The sequence below is a fragment of the Pseudovibrio exalbescens genome (genome assembly GCF_028737195.1).
Classification (GTDB): Bacteria; Pseudomonadota; Alphaproteobacteria; order Rhizobiales; family Stappiaceae; genus Pseudovibrio; species Pseudovibrio zosterae.
Map to the genome: position 1 here is coordinate 307,579 of NZ_JAQZAJ010000004.1, position 23,442 is coordinate 331,020.

At 57.1% G+C, this 23,442-nt stretch carries 20 protein-coding genes; 13 read left to right on the plus strand and 7 right to left on the minus strand.

All coding sequences use genetic code 11. The annotated features are described in order from the left end of the window. Window positions 1-1,000 precede the first annotated feature (1,000 nt). Entirely contained in the window at window positions 1,001-2,377 is a 1,377-nt protein-coding gene (locus tag PUV47_RS13755) for a tyrosine phenol-lyase (protein WP_274219148.1), read from the plus strand. A 223-nt stretch (window positions 2,378-2,600) separates the two neighbouring features. Then, a complete protein-coding gene (locus PUV47_RS13760) occupies window positions 2,601-3,872 on the plus strand; it encodes an amino acid permease (protein ID WP_274219149.1) in 1,272 nt (423 codons plus the stop codon). Window positions 3,873-4,034: 162 nt separating this feature from the next. Here PUV47_RS13760 and PUV47_RS13765 read toward each other — a convergent pair whose 3' ends face one another. Further along, on the minus strand, window positions 4,035-4,352 hold the full coding sequence (locus PUV47_RS13765) for a PilZ domain-containing protein (RefSeq protein ID WP_274219150.1): 318 nt from the start codon (window positions 4,350-4,352) through the stop codon (window positions 4,035-4,037). Window positions 4,353-4,594: 242 nt separating this feature from the next. Between PUV47_RS13765 and PUV47_RS13770 the strand changes: the two genes are divergently transcribed. Beyond that, the gene (locus PUV47_RS13770) at window positions 4,595-5,020 is read left to right on the plus strand and encodes a hypothetical protein (protein ID WP_274219151.1); all 426 of its coding nucleotides are present in this window, start codon (window positions 4,595-4,597) and stop codon (window positions 5,018-5,020) included. On the opposite strand, the gene PUV47_RS13775 is transcribed toward PUV47_RS13770, so the two are convergent. Continuing rightward, window positions 4,963-5,781 carry an alpha/beta family hydrolase gene (locus tag PUV47_RS13775; RefSeq protein ID WP_274219152.1) on the minus strand — a complete coding sequence of 273 codons (819 nt, stop codon included), beginning with the start codon at window positions 5,779-5,781 and terminating at the stop codon, window positions 4,963-4,965. The two genes, PUV47_RS13770 and PUV47_RS13775, sit on opposite strands and share 58 nt — an antisense overlap. A 460-nt stretch (window positions 5,782-6,241) precedes the next feature. Here PUV47_RS13775 and PUV47_RS13780 point away from each other — a divergent pair, with 460 nt between their 5' ends. Continuing rightward, window positions 6,242-8,911 carry a beta-N-acetylhexosaminidase gene (locus PUV47_RS13780; protein WP_274219153.1) on the plus strand — a complete coding sequence of 890 codons (2,670 nt, stop codon included), beginning with the start codon at window positions 6,242-6,244 and terminating at the stop codon, window positions 8,909-8,911. Window positions 8,912-9,007: 96 nt separating this feature from the next. On the opposite strand, the gene PUV47_RS13785 is transcribed toward PUV47_RS13780, so the two are convergent. Then, window positions 9,008-9,379 carry a thiol-disulfide oxidoreductase DCC family protein gene (locus tag PUV47_RS13785; protein WP_274219154.1) on the minus strand — a complete coding sequence of 124 codons (372 nt, stop codon included), beginning with the start codon at window positions 9,377-9,379 and terminating at the stop codon, window positions 9,008-9,010. A 718-nt stretch (window positions 9,380-10,097) separates the two neighbouring features. Then, window positions 10,098-10,982, minus strand: a complete 885-nt coding sequence (locus tag PUV47_RS13790) for a LysR substrate-binding domain-containing protein (protein WP_274219155.1) — start codon at window positions 10,980-10,982, stop codon at window positions 10,098-10,100. 184 nt (window positions 10,983-11,166) lie between these two features. Between PUV47_RS13790 and PUV47_RS13795 the strand changes: the two genes are divergently transcribed. From PUV47_RS13795 to PUV47_RS13830, 8 genes are all read left to right on the plus strand, one after another. Further along, window positions 11,167-12,294, plus strand: a complete 1,128-nt coding sequence (locus PUV47_RS13795; protein WP_274219156.1) for an S-(hydroxymethyl)glutathione dehydrogenase/class III alcohol dehydrogenase — start codon at window positions 11,167-11,169, stop codon at window positions 12,292-12,294. 77 nt (window positions 12,295-12,371) lie between these two features. Beyond that, a complete protein-coding gene (gene fghA / locus PUV47_RS13800; protein WP_274219157.1) occupies window positions 12,372-13,211 on the plus strand; it encodes an S-formylglutathione hydrolase in 840 nt (279 codons plus the stop codon). 1,335 nt (window positions 13,212-14,546) lie between these two features. After that, window positions 14,547-15,815, plus strand: a complete 1,269-nt coding sequence (locus PUV47_RS13805) for an imelysin family protein (RefSeq protein WP_274219158.1) — start codon at window positions 14,547-14,549, stop codon at window positions 15,813-15,815. Window positions 15,816-15,919: 104 nt separating this feature from the next. Then, complete coding sequence (locus PUV47_RS13810) at window positions 15,920-17,464, plus strand: di-heme oxidoredictase family protein (RefSeq protein WP_274219159.1); 1,545 nt, start codon at window positions 15,920-15,922, stop codon at window positions 17,462-17,464. Further along, on the plus strand, window positions 17,464-18,588 hold the full coding sequence (locus tag PUV47_RS13815; protein ID WP_274219160.1) for an imelysin family protein: 1,125 nt from the start codon (window positions 17,464-17,466) through the stop codon (window positions 18,586-18,588). The genes PUV47_RS13810 and PUV47_RS13815 overlap by 1 nt, the downstream gene beginning before the upstream one ends. Further along, a complete protein-coding gene (locus PUV47_RS13820) occupies window positions 18,569-19,732 on the plus strand; it encodes a DUF1513 domain-containing protein (RefSeq protein ID WP_274219161.1) in 1,164 nt (387 codons plus the stop codon). The genes PUV47_RS13815 and PUV47_RS13820 overlap by 20 nt, the downstream gene beginning before the upstream one ends. A gap of 86 nt (window positions 19,733-19,818) precedes the next feature. Continuing rightward, window positions 19,819-20,172 carry a DUF1428 domain-containing protein gene (locus PUV47_RS13825; protein ID WP_274219162.1) on the plus strand — a complete coding sequence of 118 codons (354 nt, stop codon included), beginning with the start codon at window positions 19,819-19,821 and terminating at the stop codon, window positions 20,170-20,172. A 13-nt stretch (window positions 20,173-20,185) separates the two neighbouring features. Next, the gene (locus tag PUV47_RS13830; protein WP_274219163.1) at window positions 20,186-20,665 is read left to right on the plus strand and encodes a pyridoxamine 5'-phosphate oxidase family protein; all 480 of its coding nucleotides are present in this window, start codon (window positions 20,186-20,188) and stop codon (window positions 20,663-20,665) included. A gap of 97 nt (window positions 20,666-20,762) precedes the next feature. On the opposite strand, the gene PUV47_RS13835 is transcribed toward PUV47_RS13830, so the two are convergent. Both PUV47_RS13835 and deoD read right to left on the minus strand, forming a co-directional pair. Then, window positions 20,763-21,005 carry a uroporphyrinogen decarboxylase gene (locus PUV47_RS13835; protein ID WP_274219164.1) on the minus strand — a complete coding sequence of 81 codons (243 nt, stop codon included), beginning with the start codon at window positions 21,003-21,005 and terminating at the stop codon, window positions 20,763-20,765. Further along, window positions 21,002-21,715, minus strand: a complete 714-nt coding sequence (deoD, locus tag PUV47_RS13840) for a purine-nucleoside phosphorylase (protein WP_274219165.1) — start codon at window positions 21,713-21,715, stop codon at window positions 21,002-21,004. The genes PUV47_RS13835 and deoD overlap by 4 nt, the downstream gene beginning before the upstream one ends. 97 nt (window positions 21,716-21,812) lie before the next feature. On the opposite strand from deoD, the gene PUV47_RS13845 reads away from it, so the two are divergent. Continuing rightward, the gene (locus PUV47_RS13845) at window positions 21,813-22,472 is read left to right on the plus strand and encodes a Crp/Fnr family transcriptional regulator (RefSeq protein ID WP_274219166.1); all 660 of its coding nucleotides are present in this window, start codon (window positions 21,813-21,815) and stop codon (window positions 22,470-22,472) included. Between the two features lie 213 nt (window positions 22,473-22,685). Here PUV47_RS13845 and PUV47_RS13850 read toward each other — a convergent pair whose 3' ends face one another. After that, window positions 22,686-23,429, minus strand: coding sequence for a glucosamine-6-phosphate deaminase (locus tag PUV47_RS13850; RefSeq protein ID WP_274219167.1), 744 nt, complete (start codon window positions 23,427-23,429; stop codon window positions 22,686-22,688). Window positions 23,430-23,442: the final 13 nt, after the last annotated feature.

The window sequence follows — 23,442 nt, forward strand, 5'->3', positions numbered from 1 at the left end:
TTTTTCAGGTGAAATTCTTTCCATTGAGGAAAAACTTCTTCAAAATCCCCCTAATTCTCGCAGTATCACGGAAGAATCGCAGATTTCAGCCGATTTATCTAAGAGTCCGCCTAGTTGCTAACAGTTCGCAGCTAGGCATGATCACGTAGCCTCCCCGGTTTCCCTTGACTAAAATATATTTGATGACAAAATCCAAAACGTGAAGAAAATTCATAGTTATATCGCAGGTTGACATATGCGCTGGCACCAGCAGTATTGCACCCAAATAAAGAGTTCTAAACTCCTCTGGCACATCGATGATGTGACCGTTGCCTACGACTTTCCTGCTCGGTAACCACCGTGCCCGGGAATAGGCGGGGCGCGCCTGTTCCTCTGGACGTGAGGTTGCTGCTTCTGCGCTGCCAAGAAGAATTGACGGGATCAAGTCTTCCAAGGCCAAGCCAGAAAACTTCCTCCAAACAAAATGGGTCTCAACATTCCCGGCGTCGCAGTTTTGGTTCAAAGTTGCTGTTCTGGGTTTCTTGAGTAGATGGAAATACTTGATCCTCTCTGAAGTAAACAGTTGAGGATGCGGGTAAGTCTTGTCTGGCGGTCAGTCGCCGTCCGTTTTGTGTCCTGCATGGCACCGTCCAACAAATCGATAATCAAGTAAACGCGTAATAAAATGTAGGCGATGCCTATATTTATACTTACGTGAATGGGGCTCTACGCCTGTATATATGTGAAAATAGACAAACTATATTTTCCACAGCGAAGAATAAACGAGGTGAAATAAGCATTAGATCTTACTTGAGAAACTCTGAAACTTCTGTTCAGTATAGCTCATGTAATTCACATGCAACACAAAGCCGAAGCTAAAGATGTCGCATCTGCATTACATGAACAAATGGGAGTTTGTTCATGCAATGATTCCAGAATTACTTAAGAACTATCAGGCAATCCATCATTCTTAAGCAGATGGGCCTGCTTAAGATCAAACTTGTACGAAAAGGAAGATGCAATGAAAAAGTTCATGCCGGAGCCGTTCAAGATCAAATCCGTAGAGCCAATGTACTTCATTGACCCGGAACGTCGTGAAAAGGCTATCCAGGACGCTGGCTTCAACACCTTCTTGATCAAGTCCAAAGACTGCTACATTGACTTGCTGACTGACTCCGGTACTTCCGCGATGTCCGACAAGCAGTGGGCCGGTCTGATGATTGGTGACGAAGCTTACGCTGGTTCCGAAAACTTCTACCACCTTGAAGAAGTTGTTCGTGAATACTTCGGCTTCAAGCACCTGGTTCCAACCCACCAGGGTCGTGGCGCTGAAAACATCCTGTCTTCTCTGACAATTAAGCCAGGCGACTACGTACCAGGCAACATGTACTTCACCACCACTCGTTTCCACCAGGAGCGTAACGGTGCGAAGTTCGTAGACGTAATCTGCGACGAAGCTCACAACCCAGACATGGACGGCGTTCCATTCAAGGGTAACGTTTCTCTCGAAAAGCTGCAGAAGCTGATCGACGAAGTTGGCGCAGACAAGATCCCTTACATCTGTCTTGCTGTAACCGTGAACCTGGCTGGTGGTCAGCCTGTTTCCATGGCAAACATCAAGGCTGTTAGCGAACTTTGTAAGAAGCACGGCATCAAGGTGATGTACGACGCAACCCGTTGCGTAGAAAACGCGTACTTCATCAAGGAGCGTGAAGCAGGCTTCGAAGACAAGTCCATCAAGGAAATCCTCTTCGAAATGTTCTCTTACGGCGATGGTTGTACCATGTCCGGTAAGAAGGACTGTCTGACCAACAACGGTGGCTTCCTCTGCCTGAACGACGACGATCTGTTCCTCGAAGCTAAGGCAATGGTTGTACAGTTCGAAGGTATGCCTTCTTACGGTGGTCTTGCTGGCCGTGACATGGAAGCCATGGCGATCGGCATCAAGGAATCCGTTGAGTACGATTACATCGCACACCGCGTAAACCAGATCCGTTACCTGGGCGAGCGTCTCGATGCAGCTGGCGTACCAATGGTTAAGCCATACGGTGGTCACGCGATCTTCCTCGACGCACGTGCATTCCTGCCTCACCTTGAGCAGGACCAGTTCCCAGCACAGGCTCTGGCAGCTGCGATCTACCGCACTTCCGGCGTTCGTACCATGGAACGCGGTATCGTTTCCGCTGGCCGTAACATCGAAACTGGCGACCATCACCGTCCAAAGCTCGAAACCGTTCGTCTGACGATCCCACGCCGCGTATACACCTACGCTCACATGGACTACGTCGCAGACGCATGTATCGAGCTCTACAAGAACCGCGATAGCATCCGTGGCCTGAAGTTCGAATACGAACCAAAGGTACTGCGCTTCTTCACCGGTCGCTTTAGCGAAATCTAAGGTCCTTACGTTAAACTGCTGAATACCAGCGACCTATAAGGCCTTATGTGACAGAGGGGGGCCACAGGCTCCCCTCAAGTCATTTGTACCGGGAAGACTAAGCTGACTAACCATCAGCTCTTGGGCCAGGAATTATGGGAACCCCAACTCAGCAGCTTTTGACGAAGCAACTATTTGAACCTTCACGTCAGATCTCGAATTTTTCGGAGTTGGGAGGCTCTTAATGACTGATGTAACTGCAAAATCTCAAACCAAAGAAAAGGCCTCGCCGCAAGGCACTGTTCTGGGCGCTGCTGTTATTGCAGCGGGCACAGGTGTGGGTGCAGGCATTTTCTCTCTACCCGTGGCAAACAGTGGTGTGTGGTTCACCATCGCCTTGGTGGTCATGGCAGCCGTTGCGTACATCATGCATAGCGCGTCTATGTATATCATGGAAGCAACACTGCACTTCCCTAAGGACTCGAACTACGACAGTATCGCAAAAGGCACGCTCGGCAATTTCGGTCGCTTGATCAATGGCTTGTCCGTTGCTTTCTTGTGCTACGTTCTCACTTATGCCTACATTTCCGGCGGTAGCTCGGTAATCACATATTCCCTGTCGTTGCTTGGCGATGGCTTTGCCCTGTCCTCCGGCATGGCCAGCTTCATCTTCGCGGCGGTGCTCATCTCCATCGTGATGTTGGGTGCGACTGCAGTGGACCGTGTGAACACCGTTCTTATCGGTGGTATGGTCATTACGTTCGTCATGAGCCTTGGTGGACTGATTTCCAACTCTTCAACGGAAATCCTGTTCCCTCAGGTCAATCTTGGCGATCAACTACCTTACGTCTTCTATACAATTAGCTTCATGGTAGCCAGCTTCGGCTTCCAGATCACGGTGCCTACCATTACCAACTATCTCGGTCTCGACCCTAAGCGGACGAGTCGTGCACTGATCTATGCGATGATGATCGCAGGTGGTTTCTACTTCTGCTGGATGCTGGCAGTATTTGGAAACGTTCCACGCGAGCAGTTCCCACAGATTATTGCAGATGGTGGTAACATTGGTAACATCCTTGCTGCACTGGCTGAAACAGGTGTAAGCGCGAACATTTCTACTGCTCTGCAGGTGTTCGGCAACATGGCAGTTGCGACCTCCTTCCTGGGTGTGTCTCTCTCCCTGTTCGACTACATTTGTGACCTGTGCAACTTCGATAAGCACACTTGGGACGGCAAGCTGAAGGCAAGTGCAATTGCATTCCTTCCTACTGTGGTTCTGGCTATCTTGTATCCAGACGGATTCATCACCGCGATTGGCTACGCAGGCGTTGTACTGGTCATCTTCAGCCTTCTCTCCCCAATCGTCATGGTGATGATTTGCCGCAAGCGTAACCCGAACATGTATCAGGTTACAGGTGGCATGCCGCGCATGGCTCTGGTGTTCGGCTTTGGCATACTGATCTTCATCGTTGCCTTCCTGGAAATCGCAGGTCTCCTGCCGATCTTCGGAGCCTAAGTTGCACCATAGGTTCTCACAGGGATAGCCCCCCGCTATCCCTGAAAAGGGCCCGCAACTTCGTAGTGACAAAAGAAGTCCTCGCCGCGATTTGGTCGATCACGGCGGGGATTTTTTTATGATTCAGGCGAGGTGCCACAGCGGCGTCCCGGCCTGTGGTCCTTAGGGTTGGTGCCCGGTAGAGACAAGGGCTGGTGCGACCCCGGCGTGCGCGCCTTCAAAGGCAATGCCCACCTCATCGCCTTGTATCCAGCGGATGATGCCTTCAAACCGCGTGCCTTTGGACACAACGTTGATCACCACATGGGACCCGATTGTCAGATCTCTGGGATTGACCGATATCCGGCATCCGCCCTCGCCGATGTCTTCCACCACGCACGCGCGGTTAAAAGGCTCCACCAACAAAACGGCGCGCCAGCGGCAGGCCCGACGTGGATGCGCCCTGTTTTCCATCTCGATCAGCTTGGGCTTTGGAAGCATGTTTTACTCGTAAGAAAAGCCGGAAATAATTGATTTGAATGCTCAAATGAAAATGCTCCTTTGTAGTAGCAGGGCATTTCTTGAGGGAGTTTTAACGGCTAATAACCTCTTCGGACTCCATGGCTTTTTTCCGGTCCGCTACACGCGCTCTACGCGCCTCAGGAAAAATCCGGTGCTTTCGATTCTGAAAAACGCTGCCTATACTCGGCGCAAAACAGATGAGCACCACAGGAGGAAACCACATGATCGCCGCTGAACAGAACGCGGAACGGACCGCCAAAGCAGAAGCAATGTGCCGTGAATATGCCCGGCGTCTGGAAGGTAATGATCTGAACTACCTGCTGGAGCTGTTCACGAGCGATGCCCGTGTGCGCTCACCCATCTTCGAAGAGCAGCGGGCAAAGGAATTTTATACCTTCATCCTGACCGAGATCTCCAACCGATCCATTCGGGTGCAATCGGTAATGGTGAGTCCGGAAAACCCAACCCGCGCTGCCTTGCATGCGCGCTACAACCGTCAGGTGACCGGCGCACTGCCGCGCACCATCGATGTGGTTGACCTGTTCTGCTTTACGCCGGAGCTGGACAAGATCACGGACGTCACCATCATCTATGACAGCGTCAAGGTGCGTGAAGACTTCAACTTCCCTGCTTTTCCGTCCAGTTGATCGGATTGACCGCTCCCGCGGCCTGCCATAAGCGCACTTGGCAGGCCGTCTTGCGTTTCCAAAATGAAGGCCCTGACGCGGGACGTTATGTGCCGTGTCAGTGTCTGGCACGCAGAATTGTAGCTGTGATCGTCTTCGACAAACAGAAATGAGATCGAGGGGCTGAACCGGTATTTGGTTGCCACCTCCTCGCCGCCATAGGCATCGCTTCGGCCCTGAATGATCAAGGTCGGCACCTTCAGCTTGCGCAGGTGATGAACCCGTGACAGGGCGGGGCCTTCCTCCGGGTTCTGGAAGGGGTAACCGAACGCGATATGGCCTGATACCCGAGCATGGCGGTCCAGATAGGTGCCAACCCGTGCGCCCATGGAATGTCCAAGCAGTAAAAACCGAGCAGAAACTGGGAATTGGTCGAGCATGGAGCGGACCTCATCCCTGCGATCTGCGGCCTGCGCAAAGCTGGGGGAAAAATAGTCCGTCCAACCCGGATAGCCGCCAAAAACTTTGGGCAGGGCGCTGCTCATGGCGCGTGTCATCGCCCTCAAGCCGCCCCTGCGAGATTTCGCGGCAGAGCTGTGAGCCGGTTCAGTGGCGTTCTGCGTGGGCGGTGTCGGTCGTGGCTCCAGACGCCAAATCGCAAGGCCCCAATCCCGCAGCTGCGCGTTCAGACGATCGATTTGAATGGACCGAAAAGATCGATTGCTGCGGCCCAACACCAAAACAGGCCGGGAGGCATCCTCCTTGCCGGCAATCAACCGCATTTGGCATTCGCCGCCTCGCGAGACAACCAATCTCTCCATGGATATGCCCGACCGTTAGATCTTCATCTCGAAGTTTTGAGAACAAAGCGCCGCTCACCGAGTGGCCTGATAAACCCTTCCTCATGACACTACGTAAACCTACTGTTGTTTAGGATTGCTCTAACAGGCTGGCCCATCAAGAATAAACGTCCCAACACCCTCATAACCTAGGGGAGCCAGTGGGTTCGGTCTTCCACAGACCACCACCTTTAGTTGAGAAACGACGATATATTTCAGGTGGATATGCTAAATTCCTGAAATCCGCAGATGATGGGAGGAGACGGCAAGGCCTGAATGGGAGGACGCGTCGTCAACCGAACCTGCGGTGTTCCTTAGGACTTAATGGTTTGGTGAACCTTCCGCCGAAACCCTTTCGGGTGAACGGCGTCGGCAAGGCTCACTGCAACTCGTGGGGTGGCGAATGCGAAATCTTTCAGGACCTTTGGCAGCGATGGTTCCCTTGCTGCTGGGCCTTTCTACGGCTCAGGCCGATCAAACACCACATCAGCTGGTGGATGCCTTGAGCGAAATCTCCGTCAAGTTTCAGGTCCTCGATAATCAGGCTGCTGAAGATGGCGTTGATTGTTCGTCATTGGGCGCTGATTGGGGGTCATGCAACACCGTCAATCTGACCCTGACCAATGGTGATACCGCCATCGAAGGCACCGGCTGGGCGCTGTATTTCCATAGCATTCGCCAAATCCTGAAGCTGGACAGCGATCAGTTCACGATCACCCACGTTACGGGCGACTTGCACAAGCTTGAACCTACAGACAAGTTCACCGGTCTTGCCGCGGGCGCGTCCATCACGCTGCCTTACATCGGGGAGTACTGGCAGCTGTTTGAAACGGACTTCATGCCGCGCTGGTATGCCGTCGCCGAGGGAGCCGAGCCCAAGGTTCTGGCGGCCACGGACACGGAAGACCTAAGCGCGTTTTTGGCACCAATCAGCGGCGATAACTGGAAGCGCACCACCAAGGACAACAATGTTCTTATGACCGCGCAAAGCCGTTTCGAGAAAAATCAGCACGTTTCTCCGCTCGATGCGACCGCGCTGCGGGGGCAGATCATTCCAAGCCCCATGAAGCTAGAGGTTGGCGCGGCAGACCTTGACATTGCCAATGGTCTTGACCTGTCTCTTTCGGGTCTTTCTGAGGCATCGCTCAGCGTTGTGCGCGAGCAGATGGCAGGTGCCGGTTTGAACTTCAGCGGCGAAGGGGCTCCGGTCATGGGCCGTGTTGACGCTGATGGGTTTGACGGCGACCTTGCCAAGAGCGGCGCCTACCGCCTCAACATTACGCCCGAGGGGGTTGATGTGGTCGGCTTCGATGAAGCGGGCCTGTTTTATGGCCTTCAGTCCATGCTCTCCGTGCTGCCTGCGGACGGCAGCCTCACCCTGCCCCACCTCAGCGTGGAAGATGCGCCGCGCCTTGCCTATCGCGGAGCGTTTCTGGATGTGGCCCGCAACTTCCATTCCAAGCAGGCCGTGTTGCGTCTGCTCGATCAGATGGCCGCCTACAAGCTCAACAAGTTCCACTTCCACCTGAGTGATGATGAAGGCTGGCGTATTGAGGTGCCCGGTCTGCCAGAGCTGACCGAAGTGGGCAGCAAGCGCTGTCACGATCCCTCCGAAACCACTTGTCTGCTGCCACAGCTCGGTTCTGGCCCGAACAGTGACAACTTCGGTTCTGGTCACTTCACGCGCCCGGACTATCTGGAGATCCTGGCCTATGCCAAGGCCCGCCACATCGAGGTGATCCCGGAAATTGACATGCCCGCCCACGCGCGTGCTGCTGTGGTTTCCATGGAAGCGCGTTACCAGCGCTACATGTCGGAAGGCAACGAGGTTGCGGCCAACGAGTTCCGCCTTGTCGATCCAACGGACACTTCCAACACCACTTCCGTTCAGTTTTATGATCGCAAAAGCTACCTGAACCCGTGTCTGGACTCGTCCAAGCGCTTTGTTACCAAGGTGGTGAGTGAAATTGCCGCCATGCATGCAGAGGCAGGCGTGCCGCTGACCACATGGCACTTTGGCGGCGATGAAGCCAAGAACATCTACCTTGGTGGGGGCTATCAGGACCTCAACGACGAGCTGGTGCCATGGAAGGGAACCATCGACAAGAGCGTTCAGGACAAGCCTTGGGCCAAGTCGCAGGTCTGTCAGGCCATGGTCGATGCCGGTACCATTGGGGATGTGGACGAGCTTGCCAGCTACTTCGCTGTTGAGGTGAGCAAGATCCTGAAAGACAACGGCATTTCCACCATGCAGGCATGGCAGGATGGTCTGAAGCACGCCAGCTCCGCTGCGGATTTTGCCGTTGACACGGTGCGGGTCAACTTCTGGGATACGCTGTTCTGGGGTGGCTTTGACAGTGCGCAGGATTGGGCCAACAAGGGCTTTGAGGTGATCCTCTCCAACCCTGATTATGTCTACCTGGACATGCCGTACGAGGTGAACCCGGCAGAGCGCGGGTATTACTGGGCCACACGCTTCAGTGATGAGGCCAAGGTCTTCAGCTTTGCGCCGGACAACCTGCCACAAAACGCGGAAACGTCCGTTGACCGGGATGGCAACCACTTCACCGCCAAGAGCGACAAGCAATGGCCGGGTGCAACAGGCCTTTCAGCTCAGCTGTGGAGCGAGACGGTGCGCACCGACGCGCAGATGGACAGCATGATCTTCCCGCGTCTTCTGTCTGTTGCAGAGCGGGCGTGGCACCGGGCGGCATGGGAACAAGACTATGAACCGGGCCGCGAATATGTTGGCGGGGAAACCAACCATGTGGACCACGACGCGCTGCGCGCTGACTGGAACCGGTTTGCCAACCTCTTGGGCCAGCGCGAGTTGGCGCGCCTTGATCGGGGCGGCGTTTCCTACCGTCTGCCTGTGCCGGGTGCCACAGTGGCGGATGGCAAACTGCAGGCAAATGCGGCGTTTCCGGGCCTGACCATCGAGTATTCGTTGGATGGCGGCAGCACTTGGCAGACCTATGATGCAGCCACCCCGCCTGCAGTCGCAACGCCGGTACACCTGCGCACCACCTCTCCAGATGGCACGCGCATCAGCCGGGTTGAGATTCTCCAATAACGCCAAGGTCAAAAACCGCCACTAAAGGTGGGGTGTATTGGGACACAAAAAAGGCCGCTGGGTTTTCTCAGCGGCCTTTCCTGTTTTGCCTGTCAGCTAGCGTTCTGTCAGCTCCGCAACGCGGCAGTGCCGGTACATTTTGAACCGCAGGTGGGCAAATCCAGCGTAGGCCACGTCGACGAGCTGCTTGATGATGGGGGCGCGCACCACCGGCACCAGCCAGCGCCACCCGTCGATTTCGCTCCAGATCAAGGTGAAGGCTGAGGCCCCCTTGTGGACCTGCCCCGCCGCATCAACTGCGTGCAGGTAGCGCAGCGCATCCGCCTGGTTCAGTCCTGTCCCATCCAGCCATTGGGGATAGGTGGCCACATCCGCGAAGGTGATCCGACCTTCCGGCGCAATCTTGCGATAGTGGTTGATCTCCCGCGCGCACAATCCGCATTTCCCGTCGTAAAATACTGTGATCATGACCCTTTGCCTTTCCTGAGGTTATAGAGCCAAACCCGCGCCGCGGTTCACTCTTCCCCCCTCGGCCATCTCGAGGACGTCACCTCCCCCTTTGCGTCATCCCGCACTTGATGCGGGATCCAGCTCAGCCTCTCCCCAGCTCAGTGCGCGCGGTTCTGGATACCGGATCGGCGGCTCGCTGCGCTCACCTTGTCCGGTATGACGGTAAAAGGGGAAGAACGGCTTTCAGGTCTAAACACCCACCAGCGTCACCTCGCCGTGCGCATTCTCTCCCTCCACCGTCATCCCGCACTTGATGCGGGATCCACCCCGGCCTCTCCTTCAGCTCAGTGCTCGTGGTTCTGGATACCGGATCTACGCCTAGCTGCGCTCGCCTTGTCCGGTATGACTGTGGTGGTGTGGGCAGCGCTCATCTTGTCGGGTATGACAGTGGTGGTTTGGTTAGCGTCTCCCGTCTAATTCTCCGGGCTCCGCCTCCCCCCGCCGTCGTCCCCCGCGCTCACCTCCCCCCTCGGCCATCCCTAGGACGTCACCTCCCCCTTTGCGTCATCCTCCACGCTCACCTCCCCGCTGCCGTCATCCCGCACTTGATGCGGGATCCACCCCGGCCTCGCCCACACCTCAGTGCTCGCGGTTCTGGATACCGGACGCGCGCTGTTGCTTCTCCGGCATGACGGTGGTGGGTTGGGTTCCTTCCCCGCCGTGTAGCAGGCTCATGTCAGCCCGCCTCTTGCCCCTTCAAGGCCTCTGTCAGGTGGTCCAGAAAGAAGCTCACCTTCGGCGACAAGTGCCGGTTGTGGGGGTAGACGCCCCAAATGCCATCCTCCCGCTCCTGATAGGGTTCCAGAAGCGAGACCAGCGCCCCGGCCTCGATGTAGTCTTTCACATAGTAGTCTGGCAGTTGGATCAGCCCCATGCCCTTCAGCGCAGCGTCCACCAGAGCCCACCCGCTGTTGCAGCGCAGCTTGCCTTTCACCCGCACGGAACGGGCGCGGCCTTGCTCCTGAAACCGCCATGTATCCTGCGTTCCCAAAAGGCAGCGGTGCTGGTCCAGCTCGGATAGCGCGTGGGGCTCGCCGTGTCGGGCCAGATAGTCCGGGGAGGCACACACATAGAACGTGCGCGATGTCAGTCGCCGCGCCATCAGCGTTGAATCCTCCAGCTTGCCCAGCCGAATGGCAAGGTCATAGCCATCCGCCACCAGGTCCACCATCTGGTTGGTCAGGTGCAGTTGCGCTTCTACGTCCCGATAGCGGTGCAGGTAATCATTCAGGATCGGGGCAATGGTTCGCTCGCCATAGGTGACAGGCGCAGTCAGCCGCAGCAGGCCGCGCGGGGTCAGCTGCAGGTTGGTGATGGCGCGCTCCGCTTCCTCCAACCCATCCAGCGACCGGCGGCATTGCTGGAAGTAAAGCTGCCCGGCCTCCGTCATCGAGACCTTTCGCGTTGTGCGATAAAACAGCTTGATGCCAAGCCGGTGCTCCAAGGCGCTCACCTGTCGGCTTACTTGGGCGGTGGAAATGCCCAGCCGTTTGGCCGCGGCGGTAAAACTGCTCGTTTCTGCCACTGCAACAAACTCGCTCACGCCTTCCCAGATTTGCATGCGTCATCCTTGTTCTGCACCGGTGTGCGGGAGATTGTTACCCACTGGTAAAAGTAATTTGCATTTTATCCCGATTATCACAAGGAGGGCATCAGTTATACTGCCGCTAACGTAACAACCCGTAGGCGCTTGCGACTGCCTGCTGTCCGGCCCGGCAGCGTCGCTTCAACCGATGAGGATCCACATGCCAGAAACACTCAAGTGCAAAGCCGCCATTGCCTGGGGCCCAAAGCAGCCTCTTTCCATTGAGGAAGTTGACGTGATGCCGCCGCAAGCGGGCGAAGTGCGCATCAAGGTGGTTGCCAGTGGTGTATGCCACACGGACGCTTACACCCTGTCCGGGGCCGATCCGGAAGGCGTGTTCCCCTCCATCCTCGGTCATGAAGGCGGTGGCATTGTGGAGTCCGTTGGCGAGGGTGTCACCTCTGTGGCTGTCGGCGACCATGTGATCCCGCTCTACACGCCCGAGTGCGGCGAGTGCAAATTCTGCATGTCAGGCAAAACCAACCTCTGTCAAAAAATCCGCGCCACGCAGGGCAAGGGTTTGATGCCCGACGGCACCACCCGCTTCAGCCAGAACGGCAAGCCAATCTATCACTACATGGGCTGCTCCACATTTGCCGAGTATACCGTGCTGCCTGAGATCGCCATCGCCAAGGTGAACAAGGCCGCACCGCTTGAGGAGGTCTGCCTGCTTGGCTGCGGTGTTACCACCGGCATCGGCGCTGTCATGAACACGGCCAGTGTGGAAGAAGGCGCAACCGTCGCCATCTTCGGTTTGGGGGGCATTGGTCTTTCAGCCATCATTGGTGCCACCATGGCAAAGGCGGGCCGCATCATTGCCATCGACATCAACGAGAGCAAGTTTGAACTCGCCAAGAAGCTTGGCGCGACCGACTGCATCAACCCGAAAAAGTTCGACAAGCCCATTCAGGAGGTCATCATCGACATGACCGACGGCGGCGTGGATTACTCCTTCGAGTGCATCGGCAATGTCAACGTCATGCGTTCGGCGCTGGAATGCTGCCACAAGGGGTGGGGCGAGTCCGTCATCATCGGCGTGGCCGGAGCGGGAGAGGAAATCTCCACCCGTCCATTCCAGCTAGTCACCGGCCGCGTGTGGAAGGGCTCCGCCTTTGGGGGTGTCAAGGGCCGCTCCGAACTGCCGGGTATTGTGGAGCAATATATGCGCGGTGAGTTCAAGCTGAATGATTTCATCACACACACCATGCCGCTGGAGGAGATCAACCAAGCGTTTGACCTGATGCACGAAGGCAAGAGCATTCGTTCTGTCATTCACTACGCCCAATAACCCGCTCATGATGGGGAGCGGCGGGCAAGCTGCGCGGCTCTCCCATTTGAAATAACATTCTTGTTCTCAGGTGCACCATGTCGTTCGAAAACATCTCCAGCTCAAAGTCCTTTGGCGGCTGGCACAAGCAGTTCACGCACCAGTCCAGCGCGCTCAATTGCCAAATGCGTTTTGCCATCTTCCTGCCGCCGCAGGCCTTTCAAGGTGCAAAGGTGCCGGTGCTTTACTGGCTTTCCGGCCTCACCTGCACGGATGAAAACTTCATGCAAAAGGCGGGGGCGCACCGGGTGGCGGCGGAACTCGGGCTGGCCATTGTGGCACCGGATACCAGCCCGCGCGGTGAAGCCGTTGCCGACGATCCGGGGTATGATCTTGGCACCGGTGCAGGGTTTTATGTAAACGCCACACAGGCACCATGGAACCGGCACTACCAGATGTACGACTATGTGTATTTGGAACTGCCAAAACTGATCGAGGAGATGTTCCCCGTTTCGCGCAAACGCGCCATTTCCGGACACTCCATGGGCGGCCATGGCGCGCTCGTTCTGGGCCTGCGCAACCCGGAGGTCTACACCTCCATTTCCGCTTTTGCGCCCATCAGCAACCCGGTGAACTGCCCATGGGGCGAAAAGGCGCTGGAGGCCTATTTGGGGCCGGACCGGGACCAATGGGCCCAGTATGATGCCAGCAAGTTGATGCGCAATGCAGATGTCCAGATCCCGGCACTGGTGGATCAGGGGGATGCCGACCAGTTCCTTTCAGAACAGCTCTTGCCGGAAACCCTTCTGGCCGCCGCGCAGGAAAAGAACTACCCGCTCACGCTCAACATGCGAGAAGGGTACGACCACAGCTACTACTTCATCGCCTCGTTCATCGAGGATCACCTGCGCTTCCACGCCGCGCATCTGACGGACTAACCCCTCTGGAAGGTAACGTCCTCTCTGCCCCACCGGGGCATGCCTAGGGCGTTGCCTTTCCACTTGCGTCATCCCGCACTTGATGCGGGATCCACCTCAGCCCCTCCCTCAGCTCTGTGCGTGGGGCTCTGGATACCGGATCGGCGGTGGTAGCGGCTTTGCCGTAAGTTTTGCGCTGGATACCGGATCTACGCCTCGCTGCGCTCACCTTGTCCGGTATGACGGTGGTGGTTTGGGCAGCGTCTCCCACCTTATTCTCAAACCTTTGCCTCCATTCACCGTCATTCTCCGCGCGTCACCTCCCACTGCTTTCCTCCTCCACGCTCGCGTTTCCCGTGCCATTCTCCGGGCTCTGCCTCCCCCTCCGCCGTCGTCCCCCGCGCTCACCTCCCCCCTCGGCCATCGCTAGGACGTCACCCCTCCCCACTACCGTCATCCCGCACTTGATGCGGGATCCACCCCGGCCTCTCACCCCGCTCTGTGCGCGCGGCTCTGCATACCGGATGCGCGCTTTCGCTTCTCCAGCATGACGGCTGTGTGTGGTTGGGGCTGGGTCTCATAGGCGCAGCGGTGGTGCCGATTTTGCTGTCTGTTTTGCGCTGGATACCGGATCTACGCCTCGCTGCGCTCACCTTGTCCGGTATGACGGTGGTGGTTTGGGGTGGTGCTCATCTTCTCTGGCATGACAGGGGTGGTGTGGGCAGCGCTCATCTTGTCTAGTATGACGGTGGCGGTTTGGGCAGCGTCTCCCACCTTATTCTCAAACCTTTGCCTCCATTCACCGTCATTCTCCGCGCGTCGCCTCCCACTGCTTTCCGCCTTCACGCTTCCTCACCCCCTCGGTCATCCTTAGGACGTCACCCCTCCCCACTGCCGTCATCCCGCACTTGATGCGGGATCCAGCCCGGCCTCTCCCTCAGCTCAGTGCTCGCGGCTCTAGATACCGGATGGCGCGTTCACCTCTCCGGTATGGCGGCGGTGTGGTTCGGTGGGGGCTACATAGTAACGCGTAGGTTCAAATCCGCGCTTGCAGGGTGGTCAGAATCAAAACTTCACTCTTACAATCAAGTTATCCACCGCCCACCTTGAAATGCGAATGATTATAATTCGCATGTTTTCAAGGGCTTGACCGTCACTTTTATATTATAACAATTCTAAACTATTGAAAAATCAAAGGTTTTGTTGACTTTGCCGGAGTGAGGCAGGAATAGTCCCAACCCAGAGACGAGTTTTTGCGAATTATTCGCAGGTTTTTTGACCCGGCAAAGTCGCTCAAGGAGCCTTCGAATATTCGCGGAAGAAGCAACGACCAGCGCAAGCAACAGGGGACACCACATGCGACTGATCAAGTCAGCACTGCTTTCCGCATCCGCCGTTATCATGGCCAGCACCGCAGCGGGCGCAGCCACTTCCACCGACGTTCTGGACAATTACGGCGACATCGCACTGGCGATCTATGAAGACTCCCTGGCCAGCGCCAAGGACCTGAAGAGCGCCATCGATGGCCTTGTGGCCAACCCTTCTGAGGAAACGTTGGCCGCTGCCCGCCAAGCGTGGCTGGCTTCCCGCAACCCGTATCAGCAGAGCGAAGTCTACCGCTTTGGCAACGCCATCGTTGACGATTGGGAAGGCAAGGTGAACGCATGGCCGCTTGACGAGGGCATGATCGACTACACCGATGCCTCCTACGGCGTCGAGTCCGAAGAAAACCCCTACTACGCCGCCAATGTCATCGCCAACCCGACCTTCACCGCTGCGGGCGAAACCATTGATGCAACGGTTATCACCGCAGAACTTCTGGCAGACCAGCTGCAGGAAGCCGGTGAAGTTGAAGCAAACGTTGCGACCGGGTATCACGCCATTGAGTTCTTGCTTTGGGGGCAGGATCTGAACGGCACCGACGCAGGCGCAGGCACGCGCCCGGCAACGGACTTTGATCCGGCAAACTGCACCGGCGGCAATTGTGAGCGCCGCATTCAGTACCTTCAGGCGGCGACAGACCTGCTGATCTCCGATCTGGAAGACATGGTTGCCAACTGGAAAGACGGCGGCGACGCGCGCAAGGAACTGGCAGACAAGGGTGAAGCTGGCGGGGTTGCCACCATTCTCACCGGCATGGGCTCTCTGTCCTACGGCGAGCTGGCAGGCGAGCGCATGAAGCTGGGCCTGATGCTGAACGACCCGGAGGAAGAGCATGACTGCTTCTCCGACAACACGCACATGTCCCACTACTACGATGTGGTTGGCATCAACAACGTGTTCCACGGCGGCTACACCCGCATCGATGGCACGGAAGTTTCCGGCGCATCCTTGAAGGAGCTGATTGCTGCGAAAGACCCGGCTGTTGCCGAGGAGCTGGAAGCAAAGCTGGCGGCTTCGCTTGCGGCGTTTGAAGCGGTCAACACCCGCGCGGAAACGGTTGAGGCCTACGATCAGATGATTGGCGAAGGCAACGCAGAAGGCAACGCGGTTGTACAGGCGGCCATCGACGCGCTGATCGACCAGACGGCTTCCATCCAGCGTGCCGTAAAGGTGCTTGAGCTGGAAGACATCGCCTTTGAAGGCTCTGACTCTCTGGATAACCCATCCGCTGTTTTCCAATAAGAGCCAGTGAAAGCCCCGGACGCGTCAGTCCGGGGCTGTTCTTTCCTTCCCGCCTTGTTCTCTTTCCAAATTGCTGCACGTTTTCAAAAATTTAAGGCCCCATCATGCCACAGGTCGGTAAAGCCGCGCTTCTTTCAACTGCCGCGTTAGCCATCACCGGTTCACTGCTTTTTTCGCTCAGCGCCCCGTCCGGCGCTGAAGGTGTTTTTGCGCACCGGGATGATCTTTCCGAAAAAGACCGCGCCCGCATTCAGGCGGTGCTTGCGCCCGCCGAAGACTTCTCAGCTGCAGAAGCTTACGAGCTGATGCAAGGCGGCGCGGGCACCTCGCGCAAGATGGTCAACCGGGATGCTTTTTCCCACCCAACCCAGAACATCACCTTTGAGGAAGAGCAGGACTTCAAGGTCGGCAACGGCCTCTTCAAGAAGCTGTGGGTGTCCTCGCCCTCTTCCACGCAGGCCTCAGATGGCCTCGGTCCGCTTTACAATGCCCGCTCCTGCCAAGGCTGCCACCTGAAGGATGGCCGCGGCCGCCCGCCAGAACCGGGTGAGCGCGCGGTATCCATGTTCCTGCGCCTTTCCGTCAAGCCGCAAACAGAAGAGCAGAAGGCCCTTCTGGAGAGCGGCATGGCCGCGTCCATTCCCCACCCCATTTACGGCGGGCAGCTTCAGGCCTTTGCCGTGCCCGGTCTTCCCGGTGAAGGCCAGATGACCATTTCCTATGAGGACGTGCCGGTGGAACTTGCAGACGGCACCGTGGTGCAGCTACGCAAGCCAACCTATGGCATCGACAATCCGGGCTTTGGGCCGTTTGGGCCCAACACCTTGATTTCCCCTCGGGTTGCGCCGCAGATGATTGGCCTCGGGCTGCTTGAACAAGTGCATGAGGGTGACATTCTGGCCAAGGTGGACCCGGAGGATGAGGACGGCGACGGCATTTCTGGCCGCGCCAGCTGGGTGTATGACGCAGACAAAGACGCCATGATCCTCGGGCGCTTTGGCTGGAAAGGGGCCAACGCCACGGTGCGCGCCCAGTCCGCAGGCGCTTTCAACGGCGACATCGGCATCTCCACCCCGGACGCCCCAAACCCTTACGGCGATTGCACCGAGGCACAGGAAAGCTGCTATGCCCAACCCTCCGGCGTTCAGGAACGTTTGGGGGATACGGAAGCACCCGATCCGGTGCTGGATCTTGTCACGTTCTACTCGCAGAATCTGGCGGTTCCGGCCCGCCGCGACGTGGATGATCCGGAAGTGCTGCGCGGCAAGGAGCTGTTTTACGCCTCCGGTTGCACCAGCTGCCACACTCCAAAATACGTGACCCGCCGCGATGCGCCCACCAAGGCCCACCGGTTCCAGCTCATATGGCCTTACACCGACCTTCTGCTCCACGACATGGGCGAAGGCCTTGCGGATGACCGGCCCATTGGCTCAGCTTCGGGCCGGGAGTGGAAAACGCCGCCGCTCTGGGGCATTGGCCTGACCAAAACCGTGAGCGATCACACCTACTTCCTGCATGATGGCAGGGCGCGCAATCTGCTGGAAGCTGTGCTATGGCATGGTGGAGAGGCAGAAGCCGCCAAGCAGTCGGTGGTCGCCATGGAGCGGCAGGACCGCGAAGCGCTCATCAAGTTTCTGGAGTCCCTGTGATGCGCAAGACACTGGCAACCATCGCGCTTTCAGCCGCCCTCACCCTTGGTGGGGGCTTGGCCGTTTGGGCCCAGGAGGCCGCCGTTGAACGGCCACAGACGTACGCAACAGACTACAGCCGTTTTGCCCCTGCTCTGATTGAGGGATACATACGGCCCGAGACCTCAGCGCTCACTGAGAAGCTGAAGAGACTGGAGCAAGCCACAGGGGCTCTGTGCCATTCTGGGCAGTCGGCAGAGAGCGAAAACGCCTTCCGTCAGGCGCTCTCCGGCAGCATTGCCCAATTGGCTCGGGTGGATTTTTTGCGCTTCGGCCCGCTGGCAGAGAACAACCGCGCACAGCGTCTTGCCTTCTTGCCAGACCGGCGCGGCGTGATCGCGCGGCAGCTGAACAAGATCATGGCCACTGAAGACCCAAGCGTCACCACCGCCGAAAGCCTTGCGGGCAAGTCCGTTGCGCTTCAAGGTCTCACCGCGCTGGAGCATTTCGGCTTTGCCACCGACGGCACCTTGCAGCTCGCCCGCGGCGACCATGAAAGCTTCGAATGCGCCTATGCGGTTGCCCTCACCCGAAATCTGGTGGGCACGGCGCAGGAGCTTGAGGCCGCATGGGCCGACCCTGAAGGCTTTTCCAAAACCTTGAGCGCCCCCGCCAGCGACCACGCCCTTGTGCAGACCCACAAGGAAGCGGCGGAACTCATGTTCAACTCAATGGTTACTGGGCTGGTGCTGATCAAGGATCAAATCCTGCTGCCAGTCATTGGCCCCTCGGTGGAAAAGGCCAAGCCGTACCGCGCACCGTTCTCGCGCAGTCATAATGGGGCGCTTTACATGGCCTCCTCGCTTGAGGGCATCAACCAAGCGCTGATCGCGGCAGGCTACATGGATGCCTTGCCGGAAGACGGCGCATGGGCAGCGGACAGCCTCAACTTCGAGTTCCAAAATGGAGCCCGCGTCATTGAAGAACTCGGCGGCCCGATCCGGGTCATCGGCAAGGACATTGAGGAGCGCAAGAAGCTGGTCTACCTGACACTGGTCATTGATGGGTTGAAGGACACACTGGCCAACAATGTCGCCGGCTATCTCGCGCTGAGCGGAGGCTTCAATGCGCTCGATGGTGACTAGGGCGCTCCCCCTTTCCCGGCGCAGTTTGCTGCAAGGGCTCTTCGGGTTGGCAGTGACCACGCTCGTTCCCGGCGGCGTTGCGTTGGCCAACGCAAAAAATACGCGATTGTTTCAAACCAACGCAGAAGAACCGCTGTTTGCCAGCGCGTTTCGAAAGGCAGATGGCAGCTTTGCTTTCCGTGTAATGCGTGAAGATGGTTCATCGGTTTTCGAAGCGCCCCTTCCAGACAGAGGGCACTCTGCCGCATGGCACCGGGAAACGGCGCGGCTGGTGGCCTTTGCCCGCAGGCCGGGCAATTTTGCCATGTATGTCAATGGCATGGCTGGAGATGGGCCGGTCATGTTCACCGCACCGGAATACCGCCACTTTTACGGCCACGGCGTGTTCTCCCAAGACGGCAAGGTGCTCTATGCCCCGGAAAACGACTGGGTGCACAAGCGCGGTGTCCTTGGGCTTTATGATATGACAGGTGCGCGCCCGCACCGGATTGGGGAAATGGAGACCGGCGGGATTGGTCCCCACGATATTCTCCTCTCGCCCACCTGCGGATCATTGGTCATTGCCAATGGCGGCATTCATACCCGCCCTGATCGTGATCGGGAAAAGCTTAATATCGACAGCATGTTGCCAAGCGTTGCCTTCCTCCACCCGCAAACCGGGGAGATCCGCGCGCGTCATGAGCTTGATCCAAGTTTGCACCAGTTATCCCTGCGCCATATGGCCATGGATGGGCACGGCCGCGTCTGGGTTGGCGGGCAGTATCAGGGGGATAAGTCAGAATTACCCCCGCTCATCGCCAGCTTCACGTTGGATGGCACGCCCCGCATCCATGAAATGCCACAGCAAATTAAAGCGCAGCTGAGCAACTACGTCGGCAGCGTTACCGCCAGCGGCGACGGCGAAGTCATCGTCACCTCCTGCCCGAGAGGGGGTAAGATTTTGTTCTGGAACGCATCCTCCGGGGATTACCTCGGAGCGCAAGCGGTTGCAGACGGGTGCGGTGTTGCCCCGCTCGATCAGGAGTTCTTTCTCATCTCCGACGGGTCCGGCGGCCTGCGTTTTGCCGAAGGCACCTCCGAGTATCTGGAGCTGACAGCGCAAGTTCCTGGAACCTCTTGGGATAACCATTTGATTTCCCTTTAGCATTTACAGGAATAAGGTCCTTGTGCCCGGGCTGGATCTCGGGCACTCTTTCCTTTGCGGCAACCGAACAGTGCGAGGGAAAGACAATGGCCTATGTGGACGTGTTTGTGGCTGCAGTTCCGACTGCAAACAAAGCCGCCTATCAAGAAAAATGTGTTGAAATACAACGGGTTTTCAAAAAGTACGGCGCCACAGAGGTGCTGGATGCCTGGGGCGCGGATGTGCCGGAGGGCGAGGTCACCTCGTTCTTGAAAGCGGTTGCCTGCAAGCCAGATGAAACGGTGGCTGTTGGCTGGGTGGTATGGCCCTCCAAGGAAGCGCGGGAGGAAGGCTCAGCCAAGGTCTGGCAAGATCCCGTTTTTTCAGATCCCGACATGGACATGCCCTTTGATGGCAAGCGCATGATTTTCGGCGGTTTTTCTGTCTTTTCCCAAATTTGATCGGATACTGGCAATGCACCTTAATGACGCCGTGCGCGACGACATTAATCGCTCTGTTTTGTGCTGGTTGGCGACCGTGGACGCGGATGGATTTCCAACCGTAAGCCCCAAGGAAATGTTCTGCGCCTATGGCAGTGATCGTCTTATCATTGCCGACATTGCCTCGCGTGGCAGTATTCGAAACCTGAACACCTACAACAAGGTGTGCGTGAGTTTCGTCGACGTATTTCGGCAAAAGGGGTTTAAAGTCAAGGGGGTAGCTAAGGTCATTCCATTGGGCGATCCGGGGTTTCAGGAAATCGCCTATCCGCTTCTGGAAAAGGCGGGGCCGGATTATCCGATCCGCAACATCATCTGCGTTCAGGTGGAGAAAGTTCAGCGCATCTGGGCACCCAGCTACAATCTCTTTCCGGACAAGGGAGAAGAGCAACTGATGCGCGAAGCCTACACCTTGTATGGCGTGCGTCCGCTTACCGAAGACGATGGCTCTTGAATCGTCCTCAGCCAAACAAAAATGCCGGAGGCGTGCTCATCCCTCCGGCATAGTCTGATCTTGGTCGCTGTTCTTCTTATCTTGACGCTGAAAAGCTCTAAGCCTTCACCACTTTCAAAGGCCGAAGGTCGTCCTTCTTCAGCTTCCACAGGTGGTAGAGGTTGATGAACACGCAGGTGCCATTCAAGAACACCACGGGCCATGCTTCGATGGCGAAGCCATAGGCGGTGAAGAAAATGCAGCCAATCATGTTCAGCACGCGCAGCCAAACCACATTGCCCATCAAAAGGGAAATCATGATCGTGATCGAGGCCAGATAGCCCATTGCTTCAATTATCATTTGGAGACCTCAAAGGCGGTTTCGAGTGCCAGTTCCATCATCTGGTTAAAGCTGGTCTGGCGTTGTTCCGAGGTGGCTTGTTCAGAAGTGATCAGGTGGTCTGACACGGTGAGCACGCACAGCGCCTGAACCCGCGCTTCGGCCGCAATGGCAAACAACGCTGCCGCTTCCATCTCAACCGCCAGAATGTTCATCTTCTGCATGGCTGGAAGCAGCGCCGGGCTCGACCCGTAAAACAGATCGTCCGACAAAATGTTGCCGAAGGCGGGCGAAAGCTTCAGTTTCTCCGCAGTGTCGGCGCAGGCCTTCAGCAGCGCAAAATCTGGTACGGCTGCAAAGTCATAACCTGAGAACCGCTCCCGGTTGATGGAGGAGGAGCAGCTTGCCCCTGTTGCAACAACAAGGTCCAGCAGCTTCAACTCTTCGCAAACCGCGCCGCAGCTGCCAATGCGCATCAACTTCTTGACGCCGTATTCGTGGATCAGCTCATGAGCGTAAATGGAAATGGAAGGCATGCCCATTCCGTGTCCCATCACGGAGAGTGGCATTCCTTTGTAAGTGCCTGTAAAGCCCAGCATATTGCGCACGTTGGTTACTTCGCGCACATCTTGCAGGTATGTGTCGGCGATGAATTTGGCCCGCAATGGATCGCCTGGCATAAGAACGGTTTCGGCGAAATCGCCAATCTCCGCGTTAATGTGGGCGGTCATCATTTTCTCCCTGTGCATTCCTCACAAGGGACGGTAAATAACGCTAGGGATTCAAAACAGGACATTTGTCCGCCTCAGTGGGAGTTGCCAGAGGAAAATGTGCGTAAAGCAGCAGGCTGATGCGGGCCTGGCCTATTTGACCGAGTGGATATCCAAGTCCGGCTTCCTCCGTAAAACCCTGAAAAAAGGGGACTTTGTGCTGCGGCAAGGGCAGCAGATCGATCAGCTTTACTGGCTCTCCAAGGGCACATGTACGGTGAATTACACTGCGGCGAACGGGCGCAGATATAGCCATGGCCGGTTTGGGCCCGGTGACCGCCTTTACGGCGAGATCGAGTTCCTGAACGGGCGGCCCGTTCAGTTCGACATTTGCTGCGATGAGGATGCGGAGGTGGTCGTCATTCCGCCCGCCGCGCTGGCGACCGTTATGCAGGAGCAGCCAAATGTGATCATCTGGTTGGCGCAGTGCATGGCGGAAACCTACCACCATGTTACCCAGCATCTCACGAACCAGTTCATGTTCCCCCTCGCCTACAGCATTGCCAAAGACCTGTTGGAACGGGAGCTGGGAAACCGGCCAGCGGTACAGTTTGACAAGGTGTTTCGGGAGGCCGAGCGGTTTGGCTGCTCCGAACGGGTGTATCGGCGTGCCGTAACTCAGCTTATCGATCTTGAGTTGGTGGAAAAAACAAATTCCCTGCTACGAATTACCGACATCGAACGCCTCAAACGCTATCTGGAAGAAGAAGAAAGCTGAGGAGCGCTCATGGATCGGGCGTATCACTCGCAACGTTGTACAAGGCGCACCGCCTCATGACGTTCTGTGCGACAGGGAAAGCCCGCTGCCGCTATGGCCATTGGGTCGAGCGGGCATAACTTTTCACCGCAAGAGGCCGGGTGCGGGGATAACCTGCAAGCCTTGGGGGCGGTCCCCAAGGCTCACCCAGCCCTCATCTAGTCGGGTCAGATCTTACGCTGTCTCCAGCAAACCGGCGGACTGAGGATCCAGAAACACAACCGCGTTCTGGTGGGTCTGCAAAATGGAGGCTGGGTACATCGGGTCCACCGGCCCGCTGATGGTGTGTTTCACGGCTTCCGCCTTGCGCTCATCTGGGGCAACGCAAATGATTTGCTCTGCTTTCATCATCTGCGGAATGGTCATGGTGATCGCGGTGCGCGGCACGGCGTCCAGGTCGGAAAACCAGCCTTCCTTTACCTGTTGGACGCGGGAGACATCATCAAGTTGTACCCCTATGAAGGCGCTGCCGCTTTCAAAGTTGGCGGGTGGTTCATTGAAGGCCAGATGGCAATTTTCCCCAATTCCGCAATAACATAGATCGATGCGGGTTTGGTCCAGACGATCTGTGAGCCGCGTCAGTTCTGCCACCATATCCTCGGCGTCTGCTTCCACGGGCACAAATTCCACGCCCGGCGCATGGGCTACAAAGCGCTCCAGAAGATACTTGCGAAAGCTGGCGGGATGATCGTCTGCAATGCCCACGAACTCGTCCAGATGGAACGCGGTGACCTTGTCCCAGGGCACGTCGTGCTCAGGTTTCACCAGGTCTTCCAGCATTCCGATCTGGCTTGTGCCTGTGGCCAGAATGATGTTGGCGTGGCCATGCTCTGAGATGGCCTTCTTGATAAGCTGAACGCCCAGTTCAGCGGCCCGGGCGTCCAAATCCGTCTTGTCGTCGGCAATTATGACCTGCATGCGTTTCTCCCAA